This window comes from Erythrobacter fulvus (genome assembly GCF_028595285.1).
GTDB lineage: Bacteria > Pseudomonadota > Alphaproteobacteria > Sphingomonadales > Sphingomonadaceae > Erythrobacter > Erythrobacter fulvus.
Genome location: NZ_JAQQXQ010000007.1, coordinates 18,394 through 45,268, shown reverse-complemented (window position 1 = coordinate 45,268; position 26,875 = coordinate 18,394). Strand labels below are relative to the sequence as shown.

36 protein-coding genes are annotated in these 26,875 nt (G+C 63.0%); 17 read left to right on the top strand and 19 right to left on the bottom strand.

Annotation, left to right across the window (positions count from 1 at the left end; genetic code table 11):
* The first annotated feature begins 131 nt into the window (after nucleotides 1-131).
* From OIK40_RS10125 to OIK40_RS10115, 3 genes are all read left to right on the top strand, one after another.
* Nucleotides 132-593, top strand: coding sequence for an Lrp/AsnC family transcriptional regulator (locus OIK40_RS10125; RefSeq protein WP_273678212.1), 462 nt, complete (start codon nucleotides 132-134; stop codon nucleotides 591-593).
* Nucleotides 590-1,045 (top strand): GFA family protein, encoded by a 456-nt coding sequence (locus OIK40_RS10120; RefSeq protein WP_273678211.1) that lies wholly within the window; start codon nucleotides 590-592, stop codon nucleotides 1,043-1,045. Before OIK40_RS10125 ends, OIK40_RS10120 begins: the two co-directional genes overlap by 4 nt.
* Before the next feature lie 98 nt (nucleotides 1,046-1,143).
* Entirely contained in the window at nucleotides 1,144-1,449 is a 306-nt protein-coding gene (locus OIK40_RS10115; RefSeq protein WP_273678210.1) for a hypothetical protein, read from the top strand.
* On the opposite strand, the gene OIK40_RS10110 is transcribed toward OIK40_RS10115, so the two are convergent.
* The 17 genes from OIK40_RS10110 to OIK40_RS10030 all read right to left on the bottom strand — a co-directional run bounded on the left by OIK40_RS10110 (nucleotide 1,446) and on the right by OIK40_RS10030 (nucleotide 10,903).
* Nucleotides 1,446-2,756 (bottom strand): NAD(P)/FAD-dependent oxidoreductase, encoded by a 1,311-nt coding sequence (locus tag OIK40_RS10110; RefSeq protein WP_273678209.1) that lies wholly within the window; start codon nucleotides 2,754-2,756, stop codon nucleotides 1,446-1,448. The genes OIK40_RS10115 and OIK40_RS10110 overlap by 4 nt on opposite strands.
* A 180-nt stretch (nucleotides 2,757-2,936) precedes the next feature.
* Nucleotides 2,937-4,286 carry an acetyl-CoA carboxylase biotin carboxylase subunit gene (gene accC / locus OIK40_RS10105; protein ID WP_273678208.1) on the bottom strand — a complete coding sequence of 450 codons (1,350 nt, stop codon included), beginning with the start codon at nucleotides 4,284-4,286 and terminating at the stop codon, nucleotides 2,937-2,939.
* Between the two features lie 4 nt (nucleotides 4,287-4,290).
* On the bottom strand, nucleotides 4,291-4,803 hold the full coding sequence (gene accB, locus OIK40_RS10100) for an acetyl-CoA carboxylase biotin carboxyl carrier protein (RefSeq protein ID WP_273678207.1): 513 nt from the start codon (nucleotides 4,801-4,803) through the stop codon (nucleotides 4,291-4,293).
* A gap of 106 nt (nucleotides 4,804-4,909) precedes the next feature.
* Nucleotides 4,910-5,350 carry a type II 3-dehydroquinate dehydratase gene (locus OIK40_RS10095; protein ID WP_273678206.1) on the bottom strand — a complete coding sequence of 147 codons (441 nt, stop codon included), beginning with the start codon at nucleotides 5,348-5,350 and terminating at the stop codon, nucleotides 4,910-4,912.
* A gap of 41 nt (nucleotides 5,351-5,391) precedes the next feature.
* Nucleotides 5,392-5,694, bottom strand: coding sequence for an antibiotic biosynthesis monooxygenase family protein (locus tag OIK40_RS10090; protein WP_273678205.1), 303 nt, complete (start codon nucleotides 5,692-5,694; stop codon nucleotides 5,392-5,394).
* 73 nt (nucleotides 5,695-5,767) lie between these two features.
* Entirely contained in the window at nucleotides 5,768-6,181 is a 414-nt protein-coding gene (locus OIK40_RS10085) for a holin family protein (protein ID WP_273678204.1), read from the bottom strand.
* A gap of 68 nt (nucleotides 6,182-6,249) precedes the next feature.
* Nucleotides 6,250-7,149 (bottom strand): HpcH/HpaI aldolase/citrate lyase family protein, encoded by a 900-nt coding sequence (locus OIK40_RS10080; RefSeq protein WP_273678203.1) that lies wholly within the window; start codon nucleotides 7,147-7,149, stop codon nucleotides 6,250-6,252.
* A gap of 3 nt (nucleotides 7,150-7,152) precedes the next feature.
* The gene (locus tag OIK40_RS10075) at nucleotides 7,153-7,572 is read right to left on the bottom strand and encodes a SufE family protein (RefSeq protein WP_273678202.1); all 420 of its coding nucleotides are present in this window, start codon (nucleotides 7,570-7,572) and stop codon (nucleotides 7,153-7,155) included.
* Between the two features lie 55 nt (nucleotides 7,573-7,627).
* Nucleotides 7,628-7,807: a hypothetical protein gene (locus OIK40_RS10070; protein ID WP_072675591.1), complete on the bottom strand. Its 180-nt coding sequence runs from the start codon at nucleotides 7,805-7,807 to the stop codon at nucleotides 7,628-7,630.
* On the bottom strand, nucleotides 7,804-8,055 hold the full coding sequence (locus OIK40_RS10065; RefSeq protein WP_273678201.1) for a hypothetical protein: 252 nt from the start codon (nucleotides 8,053-8,055) through the stop codon (nucleotides 7,804-7,806). The genes OIK40_RS10070 and OIK40_RS10065 overlap by 4 nt, the downstream gene beginning before the upstream one ends.
* Nucleotides 8,052-8,366 (bottom strand): hypothetical protein, encoded by a 315-nt coding sequence (locus OIK40_RS10060; RefSeq protein WP_273678200.1) that lies wholly within the window; start codon nucleotides 8,364-8,366, stop codon nucleotides 8,052-8,054. Before OIK40_RS10060 ends, OIK40_RS10065 begins: the two co-directional genes overlap by 4 nt.
* Complete coding sequence (locus tag OIK40_RS10055; RefSeq protein WP_273678199.1) at nucleotides 8,366-8,725, bottom strand: hypothetical protein; 360 nt, start codon at nucleotides 8,723-8,725, stop codon at nucleotides 8,366-8,368. Before OIK40_RS10055 ends, OIK40_RS10060 begins: the two co-directional genes overlap by 1 nt.
* Nucleotides 8,725-9,036, bottom strand: a complete 312-nt coding sequence (locus OIK40_RS10050; protein ID WP_273678198.1) for a hypothetical protein — start codon at nucleotides 9,034-9,036, stop codon at nucleotides 8,725-8,727. Before OIK40_RS10050 ends, OIK40_RS10055 begins: the two co-directional genes overlap by 1 nt.
* 25 nt (nucleotides 9,037-9,061) lie before the next feature.
* Nucleotides 9,062-9,439, bottom strand: a complete 378-nt coding sequence (gene pspC / locus OIK40_RS10045; protein ID WP_273678197.1) for an envelope stress response membrane protein PspC — start codon at nucleotides 9,437-9,439, stop codon at nucleotides 9,062-9,064.
* The gene (pspB, locus tag OIK40_RS10040; protein WP_273678196.1) at nucleotides 9,436-9,747 is read right to left on the bottom strand and encodes an envelope stress response membrane protein PspB; all 312 of its coding nucleotides are present in this window, start codon (nucleotides 9,745-9,747) and stop codon (nucleotides 9,436-9,438) included. The genes pspC and pspB overlap by 4 nt, the downstream gene beginning before the upstream one ends.
* Nucleotides 9,748-9,750: 3 nt before the next feature.
* Complete coding sequence (gene pspA, locus OIK40_RS10035; RefSeq protein WP_374211805.1) at nucleotides 9,751-10,716, bottom strand: phage shock protein PspA; 966 nt, start codon at nucleotides 10,714-10,716, stop codon at nucleotides 9,751-9,753.
* A gap of 1 nt (nucleotide 10,717) precedes the next feature.
* Entirely contained in the window at nucleotides 10,718-10,903 is a 186-nt protein-coding gene (locus tag OIK40_RS10030) for a hypothetical protein (RefSeq protein ID WP_273678195.1), read from the bottom strand.
* 159 nt (nucleotides 10,904-11,062) lie between these two features.
* Between OIK40_RS10030 and pspF the strand changes: the two genes are divergently transcribed.
* From pspF to rbfA, 9 genes are all read left to right on the top strand, one after another.
* Nucleotides 11,063-12,112 carry a phage shock protein operon transcriptional activator gene (gene pspF / locus OIK40_RS10025; RefSeq protein ID WP_273678194.1) on the top strand — a complete coding sequence of 350 codons (1,050 nt, stop codon included), beginning with the start codon at nucleotides 11,063-11,065 and terminating at the stop codon, nucleotides 12,110-12,112.
* 92 nt (nucleotides 12,113-12,204) lie between these two features.
* Nucleotides 12,205-12,504: a hypothetical protein gene (locus OIK40_RS10020; RefSeq protein ID WP_273678193.1), complete on the top strand. Its 300-nt coding sequence runs from the start codon at nucleotides 12,205-12,207 to the stop codon at nucleotides 12,502-12,504.
* Between the two features lie 89 nt (nucleotides 12,505-12,593).
* Entirely contained in the window at nucleotides 12,594-13,001 is a 408-nt protein-coding gene (locus tag OIK40_RS10015; RefSeq protein ID WP_273678192.1) for a PilZ domain-containing protein, read from the top strand.
* A 153-nt stretch (nucleotides 13,002-13,154) separates the two neighbouring features.
* Nucleotides 13,155-13,730, top strand: coding sequence for a ribosome maturation protein RimP (gene rimP, locus OIK40_RS10010; protein ID WP_273678191.1), 576 nt, complete (start codon nucleotides 13,155-13,157; stop codon nucleotides 13,728-13,730).
* The gene (gene nusA / locus OIK40_RS10005) at nucleotides 13,730-15,376 is read left to right on the top strand and encodes a transcription termination factor NusA (RefSeq protein WP_273678190.1); all 1,647 of its coding nucleotides are present in this window, start codon (nucleotides 13,730-13,732) and stop codon (nucleotides 15,374-15,376) included. Before rimP ends, nusA begins: the two co-directional genes overlap by 1 nt.
* Entirely contained in the window at nucleotides 15,357-16,151 is a 795-nt protein-coding gene (locus tag OIK40_RS10000; protein ID WP_273678189.1) for a DUF448 domain-containing protein, read from the top strand. Before nusA ends, OIK40_RS10000 begins: the two co-directional genes overlap by 20 nt.
* A 9-nt stretch (nucleotides 16,152-16,160) precedes the next feature.
* Nucleotides 16,161-18,686 carry a translation initiation factor IF-2 gene (infB, locus tag OIK40_RS09995; protein WP_273678188.1) on the top strand — a complete coding sequence of 842 codons (2,526 nt, stop codon included), beginning with the start codon at nucleotides 16,161-16,163 and terminating at the stop codon, nucleotides 18,684-18,686.
* Nucleotides 18,683-19,126 carry a PaaI family thioesterase gene (locus OIK40_RS09990; protein WP_273678187.1) on the top strand — a complete coding sequence of 148 codons (444 nt, stop codon included), beginning with the start codon at nucleotides 18,683-18,685 and terminating at the stop codon, nucleotides 19,124-19,126. Before infB ends, OIK40_RS09990 begins: the two co-directional genes overlap by 4 nt.
* On the top strand, nucleotides 19,126-19,533 hold the full coding sequence (gene rbfA / locus OIK40_RS09985; protein WP_273678186.1) for a 30S ribosome-binding factor RbfA: 408 nt from the start codon (nucleotides 19,126-19,128) through the stop codon (nucleotides 19,531-19,533). The genes OIK40_RS09990 and rbfA overlap by 1 nt, the downstream gene beginning before the upstream one ends.
* Before the next feature lie 6 nt (nucleotides 19,534-19,539).
* Here rbfA and OIK40_RS09980 read toward each other — a convergent pair whose 3' ends face one another.
* Nucleotides 19,540-20,133 (bottom strand): YceI family protein, encoded by a 594-nt coding sequence (locus tag OIK40_RS09980; protein ID WP_273678185.1) that lies wholly within the window; start codon nucleotides 20,131-20,133, stop codon nucleotides 19,540-19,542.
* 79 nt (nucleotides 20,134-20,212) lie between these two features.
* On the opposite strand from OIK40_RS09980, the gene OIK40_RS09975 reads away from it, so the two are divergent.
* Nucleotides 20,213-20,788, top strand: a complete 576-nt coding sequence (locus tag OIK40_RS09975; RefSeq protein ID WP_273678184.1) for a thymidine kinase — start codon at nucleotides 20,213-20,215, stop codon at nucleotides 20,786-20,788.
* A 52-nt stretch (nucleotides 20,789-20,840) separates the two neighbouring features.
* A complete protein-coding gene (locus OIK40_RS09970) occupies nucleotides 20,841-21,566 on the top strand; it encodes a site-2 protease family protein (RefSeq protein ID WP_273678183.1) in 726 nt (241 codons plus the stop codon).
* Here OIK40_RS09970 and glpD read toward each other — a convergent pair.
* Nucleotides 21,524-23,068: a glycerol-3-phosphate dehydrogenase gene (glpD, locus tag OIK40_RS09965; RefSeq protein WP_273678182.1), complete on the bottom strand. Its 1,545-nt coding sequence runs from the start codon at nucleotides 23,066-23,068 to the stop codon at nucleotides 21,524-21,526. The genes OIK40_RS09970 and glpD overlap by 43 nt on opposite strands.
* Before the next feature lie 48 nt (nucleotides 23,069-23,116).
* Between glpD and truB the strand changes: the two genes are divergently transcribed.
* From truB to pnp, 3 genes are all read left to right on the top strand, one after another.
* Nucleotides 23,117-24,133, top strand: coding sequence for a tRNA pseudouridine(55) synthase TruB (gene truB, locus OIK40_RS09960; protein WP_273678181.1), 1,017 nt, complete (start codon nucleotides 23,117-23,119; stop codon nucleotides 24,131-24,133).
* Nucleotides 24,134-24,146: 13 nt separating this feature from the next.
* Nucleotides 24,147-24,416, top strand: coding sequence for a 30S ribosomal protein S15 (rpsO, locus tag OIK40_RS09955; protein ID WP_141458442.1), 270 nt, complete (start codon nucleotides 24,147-24,149; stop codon nucleotides 24,414-24,416).
* 176 nt (nucleotides 24,417-24,592) lie between these two features.
* Complete coding sequence (gene pnp / locus OIK40_RS09950; RefSeq protein ID WP_273678180.1) at nucleotides 24,593-26,866, top strand: polyribonucleotide nucleotidyltransferase; 2,274 nt, start codon at nucleotides 24,593-24,595, stop codon at nucleotides 26,864-26,866.
* The last annotated feature ends 9 nt before the right edge of the window (nucleotides 26,867-26,875 follow it).

Sequence of the window (26,875 nt, the reverse complement as noted above, 5' to 3'; positions counted from 1 at the left end):
GACAATTGCTGGCAGACCTAATAATATTAGCGAAGCGGGCCATCCGGCGCGCCTCTTCTTACCCTTTCGATGATAGGGCACGTGGCGTTGCCGTCTGGTGAACGGCACGGTGCCGGAGGAGTTTGAGCCGAGTGGCCAATCTGGATGAAATCGATCGTCGCCTGCTGGCAGAACTGCAGGCGGAAGGCCGCGTCACCAATGTCGAACTGGCGCAGCGCGTCGGCTTAACGGCACCACCCTGTCTGCGCCGCGTCCGGGGGCTGGAGGAAGACGGAGTAATCCGCGGCTATCACGCCGATCTCGATCCTTCGAAGCTCGGCTTTGCGATCACCGTGTTCGCGATGGTCAGTCTCAAGAGCCAGGCCGAAAGCGCGCTGCGCGAGTTCGAGGAGCACATGCGCGCGCTGCCCGAGGTGCGCGAGTGCCACATGCTCAATGGCGAGATCGATTTCATCCTGAAGATCGTGAGCAAGGACCTGCAAAGCTTTCAGGAATTCCTGACTGGCAAGCTGACCCCTGCGCCGAATGTCGAGAGCGTCAAGACCTCGCTGACGATCCGCACCGCAAAGCAGGAACCCGGCGTCCCGCTGTGAGCGGCAAGCCGTCAGTGGCGCCTTTGCCGGAGCCTGTCAGCGGGCACTGCTTGTGCGGCGCGGTAAATATTACCGTCGCAGCTATGCAGCCTGAGGTCGATATCTGTCACTGTGCGATGTGCCAGCGTTGGGGCGGCGCATTCTATGCCGGGGTGAAGGGAGAGACTTTCAGCATCTCTGGCGAGGATGCGGTCACGGTGTACCGCTCCAGCCCATGGGCCGAACGCGCTTTTTGCGGCACCTGCGGCAGCAATCTGTGGTTCCGCTTCCTTCCAACCGGCAACCGCTCGTTTCTTGCAGGCCTGTTCGATCTACCGGACGGTTTCGGGATCGAGCAGCAGATTTTCGTGGACGAAAAGCCGGACTGGTATGATATTCTTCAGGAAAGTCCGAAGCTGACCGGCGAGGAGATTATCGCGCAAGCGAAAGCGCCAGGCTTCAGTTTCGATTGATTACGTCGCAAGGAGGGGTGCCAGTGACGGAATTGCCGCCCCAGACTTCGGACCCTGCCCCTTTCGTAGCGGAAACCGAAGTACCAACCCACTTGCCCATGGAGCAGCGCGCCGACGGCACGCTGGTGATCGACCTGCTCCCGCTTGCCCCGCCGCCTCCCGGCGAGTGCGTTGCGGAGGAACCCGATCCGCTCAATCCGGAAATCGTCGTGTGCCGCAAGACTGCGCCTTCTCCGCGCATAGGCCCTGATATTCTGCCGGATGTCGACGATTTTGGCATTGGCATTCCGCGTGCACGTTTCCGCCTGTCGGACACGGCCGCAATCGAGCTTAACGGAACCAGCCCCGGCGTTGGCGGCTTCAACGCGCGGGGCGGCGAGGTGCGGCTCAAGATCGACTTCTAATGCAGCTTCAGGCGCGGCCGCACGATCCGGTTCACCCGCCCGATCAGCATCAGGAAGGTGCCTTTGATCCAGCCGTGAATGCCCCACAGGTGAAGGCGGTAGAGCGAGGTGTAGATGAACCGCGCCAACCGCCCTTCGATCGCGAGACTTCCGCCGACGAGATTGCCCATCAGGCTGCCCACGGTGGAGAACCGGCTCAGCGAGATCAGCGACCCCTTGTCGTGATAGACGAAATGCTTGAGCGGGCGGCCTTTCTGCATCCGGCAGATATTCTCGAACACGGTGTTGGCCATCTGGTGTGCGGCTTGCGCGCGCGGGGGGATCGGGCGCTCCTCCCCCGGCGGGATGTAACTGGCGCAATCGCCAAGGGCGAAGATGTTGTCGTCGGTGACGGTCTGCAGCGTGTCGCGTACCATGAACTGGTTGCGGCCATTGGTTTCAAGACCGAGGCCTGACAGGAACTCCGCGCCTTTCACCCCGGCGGCCCATACCATCAGGTCGGCCTCGATCGTCTGCCCGTCCTTGGTGACGAGCGCGCGCGGGAGGGCTTCAATGACTTGCGTGGCTTCCATTACCTGCACGCCAAGCTCGGTAAGTTCGTGTTGCGCTGCTTGCGACAGGCGTTCGGGCAGCAGCGGCAGGATGCGCGGGCCGGCTTCGATCAGCGTCACCTTGAGGCGGCTCTCGTCGAACACTTCGAGCCCGTAATGGCTCAACGCGGCCGCAGCATTGTAGAGCTCCGCTGCCAGTTCGACCCCGGTCGCACCCGCACCTACGATCGATACACGCACCAGTTCGTCGGCCTGCGGGTTCTTTATCATTGCCCGGCTGACCCGCAGGCAGTGATTGAGCAACCGTGTCCGGAAACGTTCTGCCTGGTCGCGCGAATCGAGGTAAAGGCAGTGCTCCTTTACGCCGGGCACGCCGAAATCATTGGAGATGGAGCCTACCGCCAGCACCAGAATGTCATAACGGATGGTGTGCTGGCCGATCAGCTCGCGCCCGTCCTCGTCATGCACGGGAGCAAGGCTTATGGTCTTTGCCTCGCGGTCGATCCCGTCGAGGCTGCCCTGGAAGAAGCGGTAGCCCCAGCGATAACAGTGTCCGCGATAGCCGACCTCGTCGAGGTTGGCGTCGAGCGATCCGGCCGCAACTTCGTGTAGCAATGGCTTCCAGATGTGGGAGAGGTTCTTGTCGACAAGGATGATGTCGTGCCGCTTGCGCCCGAACTTCGCGCCGAGCCTGCGCACCAGTTCCAGCCCACCGGCACCCCCGCCGACGACGACAATCTGGGTCTTGCGGTTCATCGAACACTCCTTGGCGCCCAAGCGGCGCAAGCGAATCCCGATGGGGAGGAGACTGCGGTCTTAGCCGCAGCCGCTTCCCGGTCCAAGTCCCGCCAGCAACGGTTATACAATTATTTGCTGCATTGCAGCATCAACTGCCTCAGCGCCCTAGACGTCAAGAGGTTCCCGCGTTTCGCGTGATCAGCCCTCGCGCTCCTCGAGCCAGTTTTCCAGCCACTTGATCGAATAGTCGCCGTTGAGGACATCTGTCTGGCGCAGCAGTTCTTGGTGCAGCGGGATGTTGGTCTTAACTCCCTCGACCACCATTTCCTCCAGCGCGCGGCGCAGACGCATGATGCAACCTTCGCGGGTGCGGCCGTAGACGATCAGCTTGGCGATCATGCTGTCGTAATAGGGCGGGATCTTGTAGCCTGCGTAAAGCCCTGAATCGACACGCACATGCATGCCGCCCGCCGCGTGATAATAGGTCACCAGACCGGGCGAGGGCGCGAAGGTGAAGGGGTCTTCCGCATTGATGCGGCATTCAATCGCGTGGCCGTGGAATTCAAGCTCTTCCTGCTTCACCGACAGCGGCTTACCCTCGGCGATGCGGATCTGCTCGCGCACCAGATCGACGCCGGTGATCGCTTCGGTCACCGGGTGTTCGACCTGCAGGCGGGTGTTCATTTCGATGAAATAGAACTTGCCGTTTTCCCACAGGAATTCGATCGTGCCCGCGCCGCGATAGCCCATGTCGCGCATCGCCTGCGCGCAGACTTCGCCCATCCGCATCCGCTCTTCGTGGCTGATGACGGGCGAGGGGGCTTCTTCCAGCACCTTCTGGTGGCGGCGTTGGAGCGAGCAATCCCGCTCGCCCAGATGGATGGCGTTGCCATTGCCGTCGCCGAACACCTGAAATTCGATATGGCGCGGATTGCCGAGATATTTCTCGATATAGACCGTCGCATCGCCGAAGGCGGCTTTCGCCTCGCTGCCGGCCTGCTGCATCAGGGTTTCGAGCTTTTCCTCGCTCTCGCACACTTTCATGCCGCGCCCGCCGCCACCGGAAGCGGCCTTGATGATGACCGGGTAGCCGATTTCCTTGGCGATCCGTCGTGCCTCGTCGAAATCTGAAACGGCACCATCCGAACCCGGCACCAGCGGCAGGCCGAGCTTGCCAGCAGTCCGCTTGGCTTCGACCTTGTCGCCCATAGTGCGGATATGTTCGGGCTTGGGGCCGATCCACGCAATGTCGTGCGCTTCGACAATGTCGGCGAACTTGGCGTTTTCCGAAAGGAAGCCATAGCCCGGGTGGATCGCATCGCACTGCGCGACTTCTGCGGCCGAGATTATGTTGGCGATGTTGAGGTAGGACTCGCCTGCCGGCGGCGGGCCGATGCACACAGCATGGTCGGCCAGCCGGACGTGCATCGCGTCGGCATCGGCGGTGGAGTGCACCGCAACCGTCTCGATTCCCATCTCGTGCGCCGCGCGGTGGATGCGCAGCGCGATCTCGCCGCGATTGGCGATCAGGATACGTTTGATTGCCATGATCTTAGGAGATCACCACCAGCGGCTGGTCGAACTCGACCGGCTGGGCGTTCTCGATCAGGATTGCGCTGACCGTGCCGGACTTCGGCGCGGTGATCGGGTTCATGACCTTCATCGCCTCGACGATCAGCAGCGTGTCGCCTTCCTTCACGCTTTTTCCGACCGCAATGAAGTTTGCCGCCCCGGGTTCCGGCGCGAGGTAGCAGGTGCCGACCATCGGGGATTTGACTGCATTGGTCATATCCGGGCCAGCGGTAGGTTCCGGCGCGGCAGGAGCAGCGGCTACAGGTGCCGGCGCAGCAGTGACCGGTGCAGGGGCGGGAGCCATCATCGGCGCGGCCATCGTCACACTGCCGCCGCGCGAGACGCGGATCTTGCGATCATCGTCCTCGACCTCGATCTCGGTGAGGCCGGTTTCGTTGAGCAGTTCGGCCAGCTCGCGCACCAGCGCGGTGTCGATGTTCATGCCCGACTTGCGCCCGTTTGCCTTGCCGGATTGGCCAGCGTCGTTTGCCATGTATGTCCCTTGTTTTGTAAAACGCCCGTATGACGCGCGGGACTATTGCCGCGAATTGCGGCTGGCAAGTGGCAAAGACTGCAAATTGTGAAAGTCTGGTGACGGATCAGACCTGACCGGACGCTACGGCTTCCAATGCGATGCGATAGGAATCCGCGCCGTGCCCCTCGACCGTCAGCGCCGCGGCCATGCCGACATAGGAGATATGACGGAAGCTCTCTCGCGTCTTGGGGTCGGACAGGTGCACCTCGATCACCGGCGTGCGGATCGCCTTCATCGCGTCGAGCAGGGCGATCGAGGTGTGAGTATAGGCTGCCGCATTGAGCAACACCGCCCGCGCGCCTTCAGCTTGGGCTTCATGCAGCCAGTCGACCAGCATTCCTTCGTGATTGGTCTGGCGCATCTCGATTTCGAGCCCGAGTTCGCGAGCCCGGTCTTCCAGCATCCCGGCGATGTCGTCGAGCGTGGTGGTGCCATAAATCTCCGGCTCGCGCGTGCCGAGGAGATTGAGGTTGGGGCCGTTGAGGACGTAGACGAGGTTGGTCATAGCGTGGGTGTTAGCGCGTGGAGGGCGCTGGAGGAAGCGCCTCAGGTCTGCTTCCACGCCGTATAGTGATCGACCGAGCAATCGGCGACAAACGTCTCCATGCCAGGCGGAATGTAGGCGTGGTTCCAGTGCTCTCCGGCAAAGCGCTTGATAGCAGCACTGTCCCGCCAGCGCGAGATCATCAAGTATTCGTCTGGGGCCCAGTGGGTAGGCTTCAGGATCTCGACGCCCAACGCGCCTTGCGCGGCTTGCACCGCACCGACAGAGATGGTTGCGAATTTGGCTTCAAATTCAGCGCGCAGCGCGGAGTGGATGCGTACTCTGAAGAGCCGGACGATTGTCATGGAACAGCCTCCCATCGCGCAAGTTGGCACTAAACGTGAATGCTAGAGGCAGGCGCCAGACTTGCAAATCCCCTTACCGGTCCACGCCCTTCACCTTCCCCCACTGCCGCGCTGCCGTGTAGCCGAGATAACCTGTGCCAAACAGCGCGTAGAGCGGCTCTGGCAGCCCCGCAAGATAGGCGTTCATCACCACCGCAATGTCCCTCGCGGCCATCGGGTGGAAGGCGCTCAGCACGCCCATCGGCAGCGACGCGAGCAGCAGGATATACATCACGTAGAGAAAGCTCGGGCGCGCGCGGCTGGTCCAGGGGTCGGCGGAATTGGCCTCGGCGACGATCGCCTGCAATTGCGCCTCGATCATTTTCATTTCCTGCGTGCCTTCGAGCGCGATCAGTTCGAGCTTGGCCTTGGCGCGGGCCTCCTTGTCGGGAATGATCTTGTCGATGATCGAGGAAATCGGGCCGATAAGCACGTCGAGTAGGGCCATGTTGCGCGCTCCTTGCTTGAGTCGCGTATAAAATGACCAAATCGGTTAATGTAGGAAAATGAATTAAACTATTTCTCGCCCGCCTCGGTCAGTAACCGCTGCGCCAGCGCCAGATGGGGCCGGTCTAGCATCGCGCCGTCGAGCGCCACCACGCCTGCGCCGGGGTGGTCGGCAAAGGCCTGCACAATGGCTCTCGCATGGGCGAGTTCCTCGGCGCTCGGGGTGAAGGCGGCGTTGATCGGATCGACCTGCGCTGGGTGGATCGCGAGCATTCCGCGGAACCCCTGCGCGCGCACCCGTCGAGCCCGCGCTGCAAGAGCGTCAAGGTCGCGGAATTCGGGCTGCACCGTCTCGATCGCCGCCACGCCCGCGGCCGACGCGCCGATCAGGCACAGGCTGCGCGCCATTTCATAGGTGTGCGAGTACTCGCCATCTGGCCCACGCTGTTCGCTTGCACCGAGCGCGGAGGACAGATCCTCCGCCCCCCAGCTCATTGCCACCAGTCGCTCGCGGCCGGGATAATCACCTGCATATTCGCCGGTGCGGAACATCGCCGCGGCGGTTTCGGTTACCAGCGCAGCGATCAGCGTGCGGCCTTGCGGAATGCCATTAGCGGCTTCGAGCGCTGTCAGGTAGTGATGCACCTGCGTGATGTCGGCTGCGCCTTCGGCCTTGGGCAGGAACACGCCGCCCGGGCGCGCCGGGATGATGGCGGCAAGATCGGCGATGCAATCATGTGTCGAAACCGGGTTGATCCGCACCCACAGCCGCCCGCGGTTGTCTGATGCCGCGATCTGTTCGGCCACCATCGCGCGGGCGGCAGGCTTGTTTTCGGGCGCGACCGAATCTTCAAGGTCGAGCAGCGCGATGTCGGCGGTGCCGGCGATGGCTTTGCCCATCTTCTTTTCGCTGTCGCCCGGTGCAAACAGCCACGAACGCATCCGGGGCAGGGCAGGGGTATCAGACATTGCTCAATCCTCTCCCGCCGCAGCAAGCCGTGCGGCATGTTCCTTTACCAGCGCGATCATGTTCGGCACACCCTGGGTGCGGTTGCTTGACAGCTGGTTCTTGAGATCGAACGGAGCGAGTGCGCCGGTCACGTCCATGGCGGCAACCTCTGCCGCTGGCTTGTCCTGCACTGCGGCAATCACCAGCGCGACGATGCCCTTGGTGATCGCGGCGTTGCTATCGGCGAGGAAATGCAGCCGGTCGCCGTCATGCCCGGCGGGATAGACCCACACCGCCGCCGAACATCCGCGCACCAGCGTGGCATCGGTTTTCAGCGCATCGGGCATCGGCTCAAGATCGCGGCCCAATTCGATCAAAAGGCCGTAACGTTCGTCGCCTTCGAGGAATTCATACTCTTCGAGAATATCGGTTAAGCTGCGCATCAGGCGCCCTTAAGCAGCCATGGCGCGAAACGCAAAGGGGTGAGTGCGTGCGGGCCTATCCCATCAACCCGCCGGGCCGGGTGAAGGCGTAATAGATCACATAGAACCAGCCGAAAAAGCCCTGGACGATCGCCCAGAAGATCGACTTGTTGACGCTCCAACTGATCGCGATAGCGAGCGCGCTGCCGAACCCGATACCGGCCTGCGCCGCAGCGGTGCTGCGCGGGCCGCTCACAGTTCGACCCCGCTGGCGATGGCTTCAAGCTTGCGGATACGTTCCTTGAGATCGGCCAGTTCGATCCGTGCGGTGCCGAACCCGGGGCCTTCCTCGGCGGCTTCGCTCGGTGCGGAGCGTTCAAGCTCCTGCCGTTTAAGCGCCAGCCATTCCTGCCAGCCGCGCAACAAGGCGGCGGCGATCACGATGACAGCGACAAGGCTCGACATCGCCGTGACGACGGTCGGATCGAGAAGGGACGTGGTCATTCGCTCTGCTCCTTCTTGCGTTCGTCGGGGAGCGTCCGCAGCGCCTCAATTTCGGCAGCGATGCGTGCCCGTTCGCTTGCGTCGGCCGAGTTGCTGTCGGTCGCAATCCGTTCCAGCACCTTCACCCGGTCCTTCAGGTCTGCGAGTTCGCGGCGGGCCGCTTCGAGTTCGGCGGCACTGCGACTATCATCGCGGGGGGCGATCTTTTCGTTCCCGTATTCATCTGTGACGATCCCGGCACGGGCTTTGGCGTAATTCACCACGCCCCACACGATGATCGCTATCATTGCGACGATGGCCCAGCTGCTCATCAGGCCTCGCCCTTGTCCTTGAGGCTGCTCAGTGCCCTGTCACGCAGGGCATCGATTTCCGCGCCGAGGTGGTAGCCGCCGTCGGTGACGATCCGCTCGACATTGGCGAGCCGGTCCTTCATCGATCCGAGTTCGGCGCGCAGTTCGGCGTTTTCCTGGGTCAGCAGGGTGACGCGATGCGCGGTTTCCTTGTCCGAACCCGGCTTCAGCGACTGGCCCCACATGCCTTCGAGCGGGTAGCCGTTCTTGATCTTCATCCGGGTGATCTGGAACGAGGTGAGGATGCCGCCTGCACCGAGCGTGAAGGCACCGGCAATGATCCAGCCGAGATAGGGCAGAAAAGCGTCGAAGTTTTCCATCACACGCGCTCCTTCATTTCGAGGCCGAGCGGGACGCCCGGTCCGTCATCGACGCGGCGCTGGTCGCGCAGTGCCTCGATCTGGGTGGCAATGTCGTAGCCGCGATCGGTGACGATCCGTTCGAGCACCTGCACCCGGTCTTCGAGGCGTTGGATGTGGCTGGCGTATTGCGCGGCCTTTTCCGCGGTCTGTTCGGCGGTGGCGCCCAGCTGCATCTCGGCGATCTTCTGCTGGTGCTTGGTCCAGATCGCGACGATCGGGATCATCAAGGCGATGATCGGGATCATCACACCCAAGGTTCCTGCGTCCATTTCTTGCGTCCCCTGTTGGTAGTGCTCAGCGCAGCCGTTCGATTTCGGCGGTCAGGCGCGGGTTGCTGCTGACATAGTGGGTTTCCACCGCAGCCAGGCGGCGATCGACGTCGCGAAAGGCGGCGCGGATTTCGCGCGCCGTGCGCTTCGGGTTCTGGCGCACGCCCTGCCAGTACTTCTGCTCGCTTTCGTCGCGGTAGAGATAGGGCGGTTTTTTGTTGAGCAGGAAGCCGGCGATCAGATAGGCGATTATCGATGGGCCGCCGGTGATGAAGATCGAGGCGATCGCTATCAGACGCACCCAGAAAACATTGATCCCGGTGTAGTCTGCGATGCCTGCGCAGACGCCCATCAACTTGCCGTTGTGCTTGTCGCGGTAAAGCGTGGTGCGGGGGCTGTTCATGAGCGGGTTCCTTTCTTCTCGGCGATCAGCTGTTCGAGTTCGCGCAGCTGCTGGTTGTCCTTCTCCTGATCGGCGATCAGCCGGCGGGCAGGCGTGAAGTCCGGGTCGTCGGTGGCGACCAGACGCTCGACCGTATCCATCCGCTCGTCGAGGCGCTTGGCGAGGTTATAGAGCTCTTCCAGCAGCACCTCGTCATCGGTGGTGATGGTCGCGGCGGTCTTCCACTTGGTCATGTAGTGAAGGATGACCCAGGGCAGCCCGATAAAGAGCATGCCGACGATGATGATCGGAAGAAAAACGTCTTCCATGGCTTAACCCTCCTTGCTGTCGTCGGCCTTGCCGAGCGCTTTCTTCATGGCAGCCAACTCGTCGTCGATCGCGTCCGAACCGGCGAGCGCGGCAATTTCATCGGCGAGCGACGGCGGGCTCTCTTCGGCGATACGCAGCGCGTCGGCCCGGCCTTCCGCATAGTCGACCCGGCGTTCAAGCTGGTCGAAGCGGGCGAGCGCTTCATCGGTACGCTCGGTGCTCATGAGGGTGCGCAGCTTGACGCGGTTTTCCGCGCTTTCGAGGCGCGCTGCGATCGCGGTCTGGCGGCTGCGGGCTTCGCGCAGGCGGTGCTGCAGCTTCTGGATGTCGTCCTCGTAGGCGCGCAGCGCATCGTCGAGCACGGCGATTTCGGCCTTGAGCTGGTCGGCCATGCCGCCGGCCTTCTTCTTCTCGACCAGAGCAGCGCGGGCGAGGTCTTCGCGATCCTTGCTCAGCGCAAGCTGCGCCTTTTCCGCCCAGTCGGCCTGAAGCTTGTCGAGCTTGACGCAGTGACGGTGCATTTCCTTCTGGTCGGCGATGGTGCGCGCCGCGCTGGCGCGGACTTCGACCAGGGTTTCCTCCATTTCGAGGATGATCATGCGGATCATCTTCGACGGATCATCCGCCTTGTCGAGCATATCGTTGAAGTTGGCGGCAATAATGTCGCGGGTGCGGCTGAAAATGCCCATGAAGGCTACTCCATCGAGAAACGAATTGACCCGGTCGAGGGGAGCGACTCGCTCCTCCTGTTCAGGGTTGGTGCGCCCGCGAGATTGCGTCGGGGTGGGGCTGCGACGCAAGGCTTCGATTTCCTCGTCGAGCCGCGACACCCGTCCAGACGACAGCAGGCGGGAAGGTTGGGCCGGAGCGTCGCTGCTCAGGTCGACGCGTTTGGGGCGTGCGTCACCGGCAGCATCTGCGGGGGGGACACTGCGCTCCGGCCCGAGGGGGTTGTTGGTATCGCCCATCTCAGGCGATTTCGATCATGGCGCCGGCTTCGGCGGCGGGGTGAGCGAGTGGAGCGGCATGGGCCGCACCCGGCTGAAGCTGCGAGGACAGAGCGATCATCATCACCATCGCGGCGATGCTGGCCATGGCGGCCTGTCCGAGCTTGGTGCTCCAGAAGCTGCCCTGTGCGGTGTTGGAGTTGATCATTTTGGCCTCCCAAAGTGAAAGTCGGTGGTGTTGCCAGATATTGTGCAATCAGCGTGCCAAACTCCACAAATGGCGGAAATCCGTGGCTTTTAAAGGTTTTTGAATTTCACGCGATGGTCTCTATTGCCAACCATTGGGGAATTTCACTATAGATTGGTTATGGAGCGGGAGAGTCAATTCATTGGCCAATCGGGCGCCTTTCTCGACGCGGTAGAGCGTGCGAGCCGCGCGGCCGCGATGAACCGCCCGGTACTGGTGATCGGCGAGCGTGGTACGGGCAAGGAACTGATCGCCGAACGTCTTCACCGCCTGTCGAGCCGCTGGGACGAGCCGCTCGTGACCATGAATTGCGCGGCGTTGCCTGAAACCCTGATCGAAGCCGAGTTGTTCGGCCACGAGGCCGGCGCCTTCACCGGAGCGACCAAGGCCCGCGCGGGCAGGTTTGAGGAAGCCGACCGCGGCACACTGTTTCTCGACGAGCTAGGCACCCTTAGCATGGGCGCGCAGGAGCGGCTGCTGCGCGCAGTCGAATATGGCGAGGTGACCCGCATCGGGGCCTCGCGTCCGATCCGGGTCGACGTGCGCATCGTCGCGGCGACCAATGACGATCTGCCCGCGCTCGCTGCCAGCGGTGAATTTCGCGCCGATCTGCTCGACCGGCTGAGTTTCGAGGTAATCACGCTGCCGCCGCTGCGGGTCCGCGAGGGCGATGTCGGTGTGCTGGCCGAATATTTCGGGCGACGCATGGCGGCCGAGCTCGATTGGCATGCCTGGCCGGGCTTTTCGCCGCACGTCATGAACCAGCTGGATAATTACGACTGGCCCGGCAATGTTCGAGAACTGCGAAACGTGATCGAGCGCGCGGTCTATCGCTGGGACGATCCCGAAAGCCCGATCGCCCACGCCCAGTTCGACCCCTTCGACAGCCCTTGGCGGCCGCGGCCTCCCGCGCACCGCAATGCTGCAACTTCGCAGGATAGGAATGCGCCCGCCGCGGTGGCGCCATCCGCGCCCGACGATTTCGACGGGGTAGAAGACCTGCGCGCTGCCGTTGATGCACATGAACGCGCGATCTTGGAGCACGCGCTGGGCAAGCATCGTTGGAACCAGCGCCAGACTGCGCGGGCACTGGGGCTGACCTACGACCAGTTGCGCCATGCAATCCGCAAGCACGGCTTGATGGAGGGGCAGGACAGCGCCACTTCCTAACCGAATGCTAAGAAATTCCGGATATTTTGTGGACTTACGGCACGTCGGATTCCGCCTGAGCCGTCCAGCTTTAGTCATTCAGGGGCCAGGCCATGCGCGCGCTTGTCGAGATTGTTGAAACCCTCACCAGCAGCATCCGCTTCGTCATCGGAATGTTCGTATTCGCAGTGATGGGCATTGGCTTCATGCTTACGGCTGGCGCTTCTTATGTCGCCCCCAAGGCTGCAGATTCGTTCGCCGAGCGCGCCGAACGGGTCGGGGAACGGGCGATCAAAGCAGCGCAACAGGAACGCCGTGCAAGAGAAATGGCCAAGGACGGCTGGGGCTATGAAGCGGCGACCGCTACGCCCGGCAAGTCTTCCGGCAAGGACGATGGCGGCTGGGGCAAGTAAGCGGCGTCGGTCAGTACCGCGGACACCGGTATTCTTCCCTAGCCCGGCTTTCTCGCGATTTTCATTGCGATCTCGCAGCATGCTACACCATGTCGCAGGTTGCTTTCCTGTCTGGATCGAAGCCGCCGCATCCCGTCGGGCGGCGCGGTGCGGCGCGGCTGCGTCTGGCAATACCGGTGCGCCTGATCACTACCCATTCAAACCTTACCTGCGTTCTGCTCGATCTCTCGCTTACGGGGGCACGGATCGGCCTTGCTGGCCCCCTGCAACCGGGCGATTGTGCATATCTCCGGATCAATCAGATCGAGGTTTTTGCCGAAGTGGTGCGTCGTTCCAGCGGCACCGGGGGCGGAGTAAACGGTCTCGTATTCGATGAGCCTTTGTCACAGGCAGAGGTGCTGGCGGTGCGTCATCACGCAGAAACTTTTGAACAACGCGAGCGCGAGGCGCTGCGCGATCAGGTGCGTCGCTGGGTCAGCGGGGATGTCCGCGCCTGACCGGGTTGGCTCGCGTTTGGCGCTTGCCAAATCGCCCGCGCTTGCCTAAGTGTCCAGCCATCCCGACATTGTCGTGACAAGGTTTGGATGCTGGCGCCTCCGGGGGCCGGCCCGAACCGCGTTGCCGTGATGTCACCCTCTGCAAGAGAGATAATGGCCGATATTGCTCGCCTGACTGCCCTGATCGAACCCGAGGCTGCTGCTTTGGGCTTCGAACTCGTGCGCGTCGCGATGCTGCCTTCCGAAGCGGGTGACGGCGGCATGGCGCTGCAGATCATGGCCGAGGATCCGGCCACCGGCCAGTTGGTGATCGATCAGTGTGCTGCTCTGTCGCGCCGCGTGTCCGACGTGATTGACGCGGTCGAGGAAGCGGGCGAAGTGCTGATCGAAGGCGCTTACCACCTCGAGGTAAGCTCGCCCGGCATCGATCGTCCGCTGACCCGCGAAAAGGATTTCGCCAATTGGGCTGGGCACGAGGCACGGGTCGTCATGGTCAAGGGATATGACGGTCAGCGCGTCAACAAGGGCATCCTGCACGGGCTGGCTGACGGATCGGTACACATAACCGACTCCAAGGCGGGCGATGTGCGTCTGCCGCTGGACCAGATTCATTCGGCCAGGCTCGTCCTCACCGACGCGCTGATCGCCGCTACCCGCCCGCTGGATACCACGGGCGCTGACGAACTTATCGAAATTGAAGACAACGCAGAAGAAAAGGCAGACGACTGATGGCCAGTGCCATTTCCGCCAACAAGGCTGAACTGCTCGCAATCGCGAACGCCGTTGCATCCGAGAAGATGATCGACAAGGGGATCGTCATCGAGGCGATGGAAGAAGCGATCCAAAAATCGGCGCGCAACCGTTACGGGGCCGAGAACGACATCCGTGCCAAGCTTGATCCGCTGACCGGCGATCTGACGCTGTGGCGCGTGGTTGAAGTGGTCGAGGAAGTCGAGGACTACTTCAAGCAGGTCGATCTGAAGCAGGGCGAAAAGCTCCAGCCCGGTGCCAAGGTGGGTGACTTCATCGTCGATCCGCTTCCGCCGGTCGATCTCGGCCGTATTGACGCGCAGTCGGCCAAGCAGGTGATCTTCCAGAAGGTCCGCGATGCCGAGCGCGAGCGCCAGTTCGAGGAATTCAAGGATCGCGCGGGCGAAATCATCACCGGTGTGATCAAGTCGGTCGAATTCGGACACGTGATCGTCAATCTCGGCCGGGCCGAAGGCGTTATCCGCCGCGATCAGCAGATCCCGCGTGAAGCTGCCCGCGTCGGCGAGCGCGTGCGCGCGCTCATCACCAAGGTGGAACGCAACAACCGGGGGCCGCAGATATTCCTCAGCCGCGCGCATCCCGATTTCATGAAGAAGCTGTTCGCGCAGGAAGTGCCTGAAATCTACGACGGCATCATCGAAATCAAGGCCGCCGCCCGCGATCCGGGCAGCCGCGCCAAGATCGGCGTGATCAGCCATGATTCCAGCATCGATCCGGTCGGCGCCTGCGTCGGCATGAAGGGCAGCCGCGTGCAGGCGGTGGTGCAGGAACTTCAGGGCGAAAAGATCGACATCATCCCCTGGTCGGAAGACACCGCGACTTTCGTCGTCAACGCGCTTCAGCCCGCGACGGTAAGCCGCGTGGTGCTCGACGAGGATGATGGCCGTATCGAAGTGGTCGTTCCCGATGAGCAGCTCAGCCTCGCGATCGGTCGCCGCGGCCAGAATGTTCGTCTGGCCAGCCAGCTGACCGGTCACCAGATCGACATCATGACCGAGGAAGAGGCTTCCGAGAAGCGCTCCAAGGAATTCGCCGAACGCTCCAAGATGTTCGAGGAAGAGCTCGACGTCGACGAAACGCTCTCGCAGCTGCTGGTCGCCGAAGGCTTCGCCGAGATGGAAGAAGTCGCCTATGTCGACCTTGCCGAACTCGCCAGCATCGAGGGCTTTGACGAGGAACTGGCCGAAGAGCTGCAGAGCCGTGCGCTCGAAGCGCTCGAGCGGCGCGATGCGGCTTTCCGCGAACAGCGGCGCGCGCTCGGGGTCGAGGATGCGCTAGCCGACATTCCGCACCTCACCGAGGAAATGATGGTCACGCTCGGGAAGGCTGGCATCAAGACGCTTGATGATCTGGCAGATCTCGCCACCGATGAACTGATCGCCAAGAAGCGTGAGGCACCGCGCCGCCGCGGCAATGCTGACGGTCCGCCGATGCGGCGTCCGCAGCGCGAGCAGGATAAGGGCGGCGTGCTGGGCGAATATGGTTTGAGTGAAGAGCAGGGCAACGAGATCATCATGGCTGCCCGCGCGCACTGGTTCGAAGACGAACAAACCGTCTCCGCACCCGACACCCAGGAGGCCGCCGATGCGGACTCCACCCAATGAGCGCCTGACGTCCGACATCGCTGAAGCCACGCTTCCGGCTACTTCCGGGAGCGAACGGCGCTGCATCCTGTCCGGAGATAACGCCCCGCGCGACATGCTCGTGCGGTTGGCGATCTCTCCTGACGGGCTGGTGCTGCCCGACGTGGCCGGAAAGGCACCCGGTCGCGGCGCATGGATCGGGATTAGCCGCGCGGCGCTTGAAACCGCTGTGACCGATGGCCATCTCAAACGGGCGCTGATGCGCGCTTTCAAGGGTGCGCATCTCACGATTCCAGAAGATCTGCCTGCCCGCATCGAAACGGCGCTGGCACGCCATCTGGGCGACCGGCTGGGCCTTGAATTGCGTAGTGGCAATATCGTGCTCGGCTCGGCCCGTATCGAAGAACAGGCCCGGGCCGGACGGCTCGCGGCACTGCTCCATGCCAGCGACAGCAGCGAGGACGGGCGGCGCAAGCTGGACCAGGCCTGGCGCGTCGGGCGCGAGGTCGAAGGGTCCGGCGAACGGGGGCAGGTCTTGCCTCTGGACCGCAACGCATTGTCTGTGGCATTGGGCCGCGACAACGTCGTCCATCTCGGTGTTGCCGGTCATTCCGGCGATATGCGCGCCGCAGCACGGGTGCTGCAGGCGGTTTCCCGGCTCTCGCGCTACGTCGCTGGCGGCATCTCGCCCGGCAGCGCGGCGGACATGATGGACAATTCCGGCCGGGATACGCCCGGCCACAGCGATCGGCCCCAGGCTGGCCGTTCGGCACAAGACGAATACGTGAAGGACTGACGAGCGATAATGAGCGACGACAACAACCAGCGCCCCCGCAAACCCCTTGGCCTCAAACGGTCGGTCGATGCGGGCGAGGTCAAGCAGACCTTCAGCCACGGCCGCACCAACAAGGTGGTGGTCGAGGTGAAGCGCCGCCGCGTGCTCAAGCCCGGTAGCGAAGCAGCCGCTCCGCCGCCTCCTCCCCCGCCGCCGCCGCCCGCACCTGCGGAAAAGCCGGCCCCTGCGCCGCGCCCGGCGCGTCCGGCCCCTGCGGGCGAGACTCCGCAGGAGCGCGTGAAGCGCCTCCAGCTCGAGGCTGAGGAAGAGCGTCTGCGGCTGGCCGAGGAAGCGCGCAAGCGCGAGGAAGCCGAAGCGCGCGAACGCGAGGAAGAAGAGCGTCGCCGCGCCGAGGAAAATCGCAAGGCCGAGGAAGAAGCAGAGAAGCAGCGCGCAGCTGAGGCTACCGCTGCGCCTGCGGAAGAAGCCGCCGTTCCGGCTGTCGAGGCAACCGCTGCCGAGCCTGCCGTTCCCGCGGAGAAGGCTGAAGCCGTGCCCGCGGCGCGCAAGTTCACGCCTGTCGAGCGGCCCGAGTCCAAGCGCCCGGAAAAGAAGAAGAAGGAAGACAAGCGCGCCGCTCCGATCGATGCGGGCAAGGATAATCGCCGTTCGGGCAAGCTGACCGTCACCCGCGCCCTCAACGAGGACGAAGGCCGCCGTGCCCGCAGCCTCGCCGCGCTCAAGCGTGCGCGCGAGAAGGAGCGCCGGATGCAGGGGGGCGGCTCGTCCAAGCCGCGTGACAAGCAGGTGCGCGATGTGGTCGTGCCCGAGGCGATCACCGTCGGCGAACTTGCCAACCGCATGGCCGAAAAGGGCGCCGATCTGGTGAAGGCGCTGTTCAACATGGGCATGATGGTCACCGTCAACCAGACGATCGATCAGGACACCGCCGAACTGCTGGTCGAGGAATTCGGCCACAACATCACCCGCGTGTCGGAAAGCGATGTCGATATCGACACCAGCGAGGATACCGATCCGGAAGAGACCCTGCGTCCGCGTCCGCCGGTCGTGACGATCATGGGGCACGTCGATCACGGCAAGACCAGCCTGCTCGATGCCCTGCGCGGCACCGACGTGGTGAAGGGCGAGGCCGGTGGCATCACCCAGCACATTGGTGCCTATCAGATCACCACCAAGGACAAGCAGAAGATCACGTTCCTCGACACCCCCGGTCACGCCGCCTTCACCGAGATGCGCGCGCGCGGGGCCAACGTCACGGATATCGTGATCCTGGTGGTTGCTGCAGACGACGGGATCATGCCGCAGACGATCGAGGCCATCAATCACACCAAGGCCGCCGGCGTCCCGATGATTGTGGCGATCAACAAGTGCGACAAGCCTGAAGCCAATCCGCAGAAGGTGCGCGAGCGTTTGCTCGAGCACGATGTCATCGTCGAGGCGATGAGCGGCGACGTGCAGGATGTGGAACTCTCGGCCAAGACTGGCGAGGGGCTCGACAAGCTGATCGAGGCAATCGGCCTGCAGGCCGAACTGCTCGAACTCAAGGCACGTCCTGACCGCGACGCCGAAGCTACCGTGATTGAAGCGCAGCTCGACAAGGGCCGCGGTCCGGTGGCGACTGTGCTGGTCACGCGCGGCACGCTCAAGCGCGGCGACAACTTCGTCGTAGGTACGCAGTCGGGCCGTGTCCGCGCGCTGGTGGACGACAAGGGCCAGCAGCTCAAGGAAGCCGGCCCTTCGATGCCGGTCGAGGTGCTCGGGCTCGGCGGCGTGCCTTCGGCTGGCGACAACCTGACGGTGGTCGACAGCGAACAGCGCGCCCGCGAGGTGGCCAAGTATCGTCAGGAAAAGGCGACGGAAAAGCGTACCGCGCTGGCTCCGACCAATTTCGACACGATGTTCAACAACCTCGCCTCCAACGTCATCGAATTTCCGGTGGTGGTGAAGGCCGACGTGCAGGGTTCCGTCGAAGCGATCGTCAACGCGCTCCACAACCTCTCGAACGACGAGATCAAGGTGCGCGTGTTGAACGCGGGCGTAGGCGCCATCACCGAAAGCGACGTGCTGCTGGCAGCCGCTTCGAAGGCACCGATCATCGGCTTCAACGTACGTCCCAACGCCAAGGCGCGCGACCTTGTGAAGCGCGACGGGGTGCGGATGATGTATTACGATGTCATCTATCACCTGACCGACGAAATCGCCAAGGAGATGGCGGGCGAACTCGGGCCGGAGCGGATTGAAACCGTTGTGGGCCGTGCCGAAGTCAAGCAGGTCTTCCCGGCTGGCAAGAAGGACAAGGCCGCTGGTCTGCTGGTGCTAGAAGGCGCGATCCGCAAGGGCCTGTTCGCGCGCCTTACCCGTCAGGACGTCATCGTTTCGGCCACCAAGATCGCATCGCTGCGGCGCTTCAAGGACGACGTGGACGAAGTCCGCGCTGGCCTCGAATGCGGTGTGGTGCTGGAAGACACCAACGACATCAAGCCGGGCGATAACCTCGAAGTCTTCTCGGTCGAGGAGCGTGAGCGGACGCTGTGAGTCAGGCGGGCTTTTACCCAGACGATGCCGGGCAGTCGCCACACACGGCGCTGCTCGGCTCTGAATTCATCGGCTGGGACGATGCGACCCAGACCGCAACCATGCGCTTTACCGTAAAGCGCGAAATGACCACCTGGCGCGGCGGCGTGCAGGGCGGGCTGGTTGCGGGCTATCTCGATGACGTGATGGGCTACGCCTTCGTCGCCGCCACCGGTGGCGAGCTGGCGCCACTCAATCTCGACATCTCGATGACGCTCATCCGCCTCATTCCCGAAGGCACCACCATTATCGGCAAGGGTCGGGTGGTGAAGGCGGGACGGCGTGTGGTGTTCCTTGAAGGCGAATTGCTGGCCGAGGACGGCACCATCTACGCCCGTTCGACTTCCACCGCGCTGCCGACCCCGCGTCCCACGCCGACCAGCACGGGGATGCGCGTCTGATGGCCAAACAGCCCTTCACCGCCGAACAGCAATCGGTCCGTGTCCTCAAGGTGGGCGAGCGGGTGCGCCATATCCTGTCCGAACTGCTCGCGCGCGGCGAGGTGCATGACGATGTGGTGAGCGCCTCGCACATTTCGGTTACCGAGGTGCGGATGACACCCGACCTGCGCCACGCGACGGCTTACGTGAAGCCATTGCTGGGCGCGGGCGACGACGAGGTGGTCCACGCGTTGCGCCAGAACACAGCGTTCCTCCAGCGCGAGGTTGCCCAGCGGCTCGGCCTGAAATTCGCGCCCAAGCTCAAGTTCCGCAAGGACGAAAGCTTCGCCGAGGCTGACCGGATCGAGGCATTGCTGCGCGATCCCAAGGTCGCCCGCGATCTGGAAGACGACGAAGAGGCCGAATAATCCCGCCTAGCGCGGCACCATCCGCGCCTTGAGCGTGATGTCGACCTTGTTTCCAACGATCAGCTGATAGCTTTTCATCCCGTATTGCCGGCGATCGATGGTCGTGGTGCCGGTAAAACTCACCGGTTTGCCGACCTGCATCAGCGGATCGGCGTTGAAGGTCACATCAAGCGTTGCCGGGCGGGAAACACCGCGCGCGGTCAGCTCTCCGCTTACTGTCCCGCGGGTCGGGCTGCTAAGTTCGAGCGAGCGTCCCACGAAACGGATCGAGGGATACTTCTCCACCCAGAAGAACTTCTCGCCGCGCAGGCGCTCCAAGGTGAGACTGTCGGGCGCCTCGATCGCGGTGGCATCGAAGGTAACGTCGATCACGGCCCGTTCGGGGGCACCCGGAACAATGGTGACAGCGCCCTGCATACGCGGGAAATTCGCCGTCTTGCTCGCCAGTCCGAAGAACGGGACCTTGGCCGAGACGTTGCTGGCGCTTGCATCCAGAGTGTAGCGTTGCGGCGTGCCAATATCTGCTCCTGCATTGGCCAGCGCGAACAGCGCCAGAAACGGAATGAGCAGCAGGCGGACAAGGGCGTTGCGATTTGGCATCACCTCATACTACGCATGAAAACGGCAAAAGGTTCAACCGCCCATCGCTTCGGGCGCGGCAAAGGGTTACGCAGACGCGATGGCTAAGCTCTATTTCTACTATGCCAGCATGAACGCCGGCAAATCCTCCAGTCTGTTGCAGGCGGATTTCAATTATCGCGAACGGGGCATGCGCACGATGCTGTGGACCGCAGCCCTCGATAGCCGTTCAGCGGGCCAGGTGAAAAGTCGCATCGGTTTGGCTACCGGCGCGCATCTTTACGATTCAACGACCGATCTGTGGGCCGCGGTATGCGCCTCCCACGCGGCTGAACCGATCGATTGCGTGCTAGTGGACGAGGCGCAGTTTCTGGTACCGGCGCAGGTCTGGCAACTTGCCAAACTGGCGGACGAGGGCGGCATTCCAGTGCTGTGTTACGGTCTCCGGACAGATTTTCAGGGCGAGCTCTTTCCCGGTTCGGCCGTCTTGCTGGGAATTGCCGATGCGCTGGTTGAACTGAAGGCCGTGTGTCACTGCGGGCGAAAGGCAACCATGAACTTGCGCGTCGACGAAAGCGGCGCGGCGGTCAGGCAGGGCGCGCAGACCGAAATCGGCGGCAATGATCGCTACGTCGCCCTGTGCCGCAAGCATTTCGCGCAGGCGCTGGTCGCATGATCCACCGCCGCGCCTATGGTTTTCGCGGCGCAGCCACCCTATCTGACGGTTAATGAGCCAGACCCTTTCCCTTGCGCTTGTGCTGATCCCTGCACTGGTGTTCGCAATCGTCTTCCACGAGGTGGCCCACGGCTACATGGCGCGATTGCTGGGCGACCCTACCGCTTCCGAGCGCGGGCGGCTGACGCTTAATCCGATTGCCCATGTCGATCCCGTCGGCACGCTGTTGGTGCCGGGTGCGCTGGCGCTGCTGGGCGGGCCCGTATTTGGCTGGGCCAAGCCGGTGCCGGTGAATAAGTGGCGGCTGAACAATCCGAGGCTTGGCATGATGGCTGTCGCGGCGGCGGGTCCGGCCAGCAATTTCGTGCTCGCCACGCTTGGCGCGGTGTTGCTCGGGCTGACGATGCCGACGGGGATCGGCTTTATCGGTGATGGCGATGCCGGAGCATCGTTGCTCGTTAATGATCAGGGTGAGCCGCTTTGGCTGGCGACGGGGCTGTTCTACTTCATCCTCGTCAATCTGTTCCTCGGACTGTTCAATCTTCTGCCGATCCCGCCCTTTGACGGTTCGCATATCGTCGGCGGGTTGCTTCCGGCGCGGATGCGGGCCGGGTGGGAGAAGCTGCAGGGCATAGGCATGGTGCTGCTGATCGGCCTGATCGCGGCAAGCTGGGTGTTCGGCACCAGCTGGCTCGGCAAGGTGCTGATGCCGCCGGTGCTCTACGCCCTGAGTTTCTATCTGGCGCTGGCTGACTCGATTGCCGCACTGATCGCCTGATCTTCGATCCGCACCCGATCGAACCAGTGGGCAAGGGCGGTTCGCTCGGCATCGGTCATGTGCAGCCCCAGTTTCGATCGGCGCCACAGCACGTCATCCGCGCTGCGGGCATATTCGTGCCGGATCAGGTAAATCACCTCCGCCGCCGTCAACCCCGCGCCGAAATCCTGACCGAGATCGGCAAGGCTGCGCGCATCACCCAGCACCTGATCGATCCGGGTGCCGTAGGCGCGGGCAAGGCGGCGCAGCATCGGTTCGGGCAGCCATGGTCGGATTGCCGCCTGCGCGGTGACGAACTTCTCGAAACCGAGCGCGGGAATATCGCCTCCCGGCAGCGCCGCGTCGGCCGTCCACGGCCGCCCGCCGACGCCCAGCTTTTCCAGCGCGTGCTCTGCCAGCTTGCGATAGGTGGTGATCTTGCCGCCGAAGATTGAAAGCAGCGCTTGCCCCTTGCCGTCCCATCCGCGGTCGAGCTCGAACACATAATCGCGGGTGACGGTCGAATTGCTGGCCGAATGATCGTCATACAAAGGGCGTACCCCGGCATAGGACCACACCGCCTGATCCGGCGACACATCCACGGCAAGATATTCGTTCACTGCTGCGCAGATGTAGTCGGCTTCCTCGGGGCTGATAGCGATGCCCGACGGATCGCCTTCAAAGGCGGCATCGGTGGTGCCGACCAGCGTGAATTCGCCTTCATAGGGGATCGCGAAAACGATCCGCCCGTCGCGGTTTTGGAAAATGTAGCAGTGATCGCCTTGGTAAAGGCGCGGGAACACCAGATGGCTGCCTTTGACCAGCCGCAAATGCGCGGCGTTACGTCCCGGCAGCGCGTCACCAAGCACCTTGTCCACCCATGGTCCGGCGGCGTTGACCACCATTGTTGCGGTGATGCTCTGCTCGCCGGTCGGGCCGACAAGGTGGGCTTCCCAACCTTGGCGACCGCGATGCAGCCCGACGCATTCGGTCCTGGTGCGAATATCCGCTCCGCGCTCCGCCGCATCCATCGCGTTGAGAACGACGAGGCGCGCGTCCTCGACCCAGCAGTCCGAATATTCGAACCCGCGGGTCAGCCGTTCCTCAAGCACACCGGCGTGGGGCGGGCGGGTAAGATCGACGTTGCGGGTGGCAGGCAACAGCTTGCGTCCGCCCATATGATCGTAGAGGAACAGGCCAAGCCGCAGCAGCCATTTCGGTCTCAGGCCTTTGTCGTGCGGCAGCACGAAGCGCAGCGGCCAGATGATGTGCGGCGCGATGGTCAGCAGCCGCTCGCGCTCGATCAGGCTCTCGCGCACCAGCCGGAATTCGTAATGTTCGAGATAGCGCAAACCGCCATGCACAAGCTTGGTCGAGGCCGACGATGTTGCGCCTGCCAGATCGCCTTGCTCGACGAGGCAGACCGAAAGGCCACGCCCCGCCGCATCGCGCGCAATCCCAGCGCCGTTGATGCCGCCGCCGATGACGAGCAGATCGAAATTTTGTGGCCCCGTAATGTCCATGTCATGCGAAACTTGGCGTTTTCGGTGCGGCTTGGCTAGGGGGGCTTGGTGAACGACCAATTGAAACCTGCATCCGGCGTGCCCCTGTCGGGTTGGCTGATCCTCGACAAGCCGCGCGGGATTGGAAGCACCCAGGGCGTAAGCGCCGTCAAGCGCGTGCTGCGCCAGAATGGCTACGCGAAAACCAAGGTCGGGCATGGTGGCACGCTTGATCCGCTGGCTGAAGGCGTGCTGCCAATCGCGTTGGGCGAGGCGACCAAGCTTGCGGGGCGGATGCTCGATGCCAGCAAGATCTACGAATTCACGATCCGCTTCGGCGAGGAAACATCGACGCTCGATACCGAGGGTGAGGTGGTGGCGCGATCCGACCGTTTTCCGCCACTGGCGGCGGTGGCAGCGGTGCTTGAACATTTTACCGGCCCAATCAGGCAGGTTCCCCCGGCCTATTCGGCGCTCAAGGTGGACGGACAGCGCGCCTATGATCGCGCGAGGGCAGGGGAGAAGGTCGAACTGGCTGAGCGGGCCGTCACGATCCATTCACTGGCGCTGTCGGGCGGGCGCAAGGACGCAGCATCGGTCGGTTCCGCGTTTCAGACTTCGTCAGGGCGGCCTGATCCCTATGACCCCTCGGCTCCGCTTGAACTGGCCGAGAGTGTCACCCTTGTCGCCCACGTGTCCAAGGGCACCTATATACGCAGCCTCGCACGCGACATTGCGCATGCGCTCGGTACGGTCGGCCACGTTACCTATTTGCGTCGCATCAAGGCGGGGCCGTTCACCGAGACCCAAGCGATTTCGCTGGACAAACTGGAGCAATCCGCTAAGGGCGCGAGCCTTGAACACCTTCTCCTGCCGCTGGAGGCGGGGCTGGACGACATCCCGGCCCTGAACCTCGACCAGACAAGCGCGCAGGCGGTCCGACAGGGCCGGGTGCTGTCTGGCATGCCCCAATCATCCGGGCTCTATCTGGCGAAGCTGGGCGCTGTCCCGGTCGCGCTGATGGAAATCACGGATGGGACGGCCACGGTCGTCAGGGGTTTCAACCTTCCCGATGTCGCTGAGTAGAAAGAGAATACACATGTCGGTGACCGCCGAAAAGAAGCAGGAAATCATTGCTGACAACGCCCGTGATCCCAAGGACACCGGCAGCCCCGAAGTGCAGGTTGCGATCCTCACGCAGCGCATCCGCAACCTGACCGAGCACTTCAAGGATCACCACAAGGACAACCATTCGCGTCGTGGCCTGCTGATGATGGTCAACAAGCGCCGCACGCTGCTGGCCTACCTCAAGAAGAAGGATGTGGAGCGTTATAACGCTCTGATCCAGAAGCTGGGCCTGCGTAAGTAAGAGTTTTGCGAAAGGGCGGCTCCAGTAGCCGCCTTTTCTGCATTTGGGGCTCGCAGACATCCGGTCTGCCGCGCCTTGGGGCCAAACCAGCGCCCCGCACCGGACCGGGACGGTTCTTTCCCCGGCACATGAGGCCCCGCCCGGCAATATGGCCGCGCGGGTCAGAAGGAAAACCAATGTTCGACACGAAAACCGTATCGCTGGAGTGGGGCGGAAAGACCCTCACTCTGGAAACCGGGCGTATTGCCCGTCAGGCCGATGGCGCCGTGCTGGCGACTTATGGCGAAACCGTGGTGCTGTGCGCCGTCACCGCCGCCAAGTCGGTGAAGGAAGGGCAGGATTTCTTCCCGCTCACCGTCCACTATCAGGAAAAGTTCTCTGCCGCTGGGCGCATCCCGGGCGGCTTCTTCAAGCGTGAACGCGGCGCGACCGAAAAGGAAACGCTCACCAGCCGCCTGATCGACCGTCCGATCCGCCCGCTGTTCCCCGAAGGGTTCTACAACGAAATCAACGTTATCTGTCAGGTTCTGTCGTTCGACGGCGAAACCGAAGCCGATATCGTCGCGATGATCGCTGCTTCGGCCGCGCTGACCATTTCGGGCGTGCCTTTCATGGGCCCGATCGGCGCCGCTCGCGTCGGCTACATCGATGGCGAATACGTCCTCAACCCGAAGCAGGACAAGGCGCTCGCCGAAGGTCGGCTCGATCTGGTCGTTGCCGCAACCGATGCGGCGGTGATGATGGTCGAATCCGAAGCCAAGGAGTTGACCGAGGACGAAATGCTTGGCGCGGTTATGTTCGCGCACAACGAAATCCGCACGGTAATCGGTGCGATCATTTCGCTGGCCGAGCAGGCCGCCAAGGATCCGTGGGATGTCGACACGAGCGACAACACCGCTGACATGAAGGCCAAGCTCAAGGACCTGATCGGTGCCGACATCGCCGCCGCCTACAAGCTGACCGACAAGTCGGCTCGCTCGAACGCGCTGAATGAAGCCCGGGCCAAGGCCAAGGCGGCGTTCGCAGACGAAGGCGGGCAGACCCAGATGGTCGCGGGCAAGCTGATGAAGAAGCTCGAAGCCGAAATCGTGCGCACCGCGATCCTCAAGGATGGTCAGCGCATTGACGGACGCAAGCTCGATCAGGTTCGCCCGATCGAAGCAATCGTCGGGTTCCTTCCGCGCACGCACGGTTCGTCGCTGTTCACCCGCGGCGAGACGCAGGCAATCTGCACCACCACGCTCGGCACCAAGGATTCCGAGCAGATGATCGACGGTCTGGAAGGCCTCAGCTATTCCAGCTTCATGCTGCACTACAACTTCCCGCCCTATTCGGTCGGTGAAGTGGGCCGCTTCGGTGCGCCGGGTCGCCGCGAAGTCGGTCACGGCAAGCTCGCCTGGCGCGCGCTCAACCCTGTGCTGCCGAGCAAGGAAGATTTCCCCTACACCATCCGCGTCCTGTCGGACATCACCGAGTCCAACGGCTCGTCCTCGATGGCGACGGTGTGCGGCGGCTGTCTGTCGATGATGGACGCGGGCGTGCCGGTGAAGGCGCCGGTTTCGGGCATCGCGATGGGTCTGATCCTCGAAGGTGACGAATTCGCCGTCCTCTCGGACATTCTGGGCGATGAAGATCACCTTGGCGACATGGACTTCAAGGTTGCCGGGACCGCCGAAGGTATCACCACGATGCAGATGGACATCAAGGTTGCCGGCATCACGCAGGAAATCATGGCCAAGGCGCTGGAGCAGGCAAAGGCCGGTCGTCAGCACATCCTCGGCGAGATGGCCAAGGCGCTGACCGGTGCCCGCACCGAAGTCAGCAAGCACGCTCCGCGCATCGAGACGATCCAGATCGACAAGTCGAAGATCCGTGACGTCATCGGCACCGGCGGCAAGGTGATCCGCGAGATCGTTGCCGAAACCGGTGCCAAGGTCGACATCGACGACGAAGGCGTGATCAAGATCTCGTCCTCGAACCTCGACGAGATCGAAGCCGCCAAGAAGTGGATCCTCGGCATCGTCGAGGAACCCGAAGTCGGCAAGATCTATAACGGCAAGGTCGTGAACATCGTCGATTTCGGCGCGTTCGTGAACTTCATGGGCGGCAAGGACGGCCTCGTCCACGTCTCGGAAATGAAGAACGAGCGGGTCGAGAAGCCGACCGATGTCGTCTCCGAAGGCATGGAAGTGAAGGTCAAGGTTCTCGAAATCGATCCGCGCGGCAAGGTTCGCCTGTCGATGCGCGTGGTTGATCAGGAAACCGGCGAAGAGCTCGAAGACACCCGTCCGCCGCGCGAACCGCGCGAGCCGCGCGGTGATCGGGGTGACCGTCGCGGCCCCAAGGGTGGCCGTGGCGGCGATCGTGGTGGGCGTGACCGTGGCGGCGACCGCGGCGGGCGTGATCGCGATAGCGGTCCGGCCGGTCTTCCCGACTTCCTCAAGGACTAAGCGTCCGCG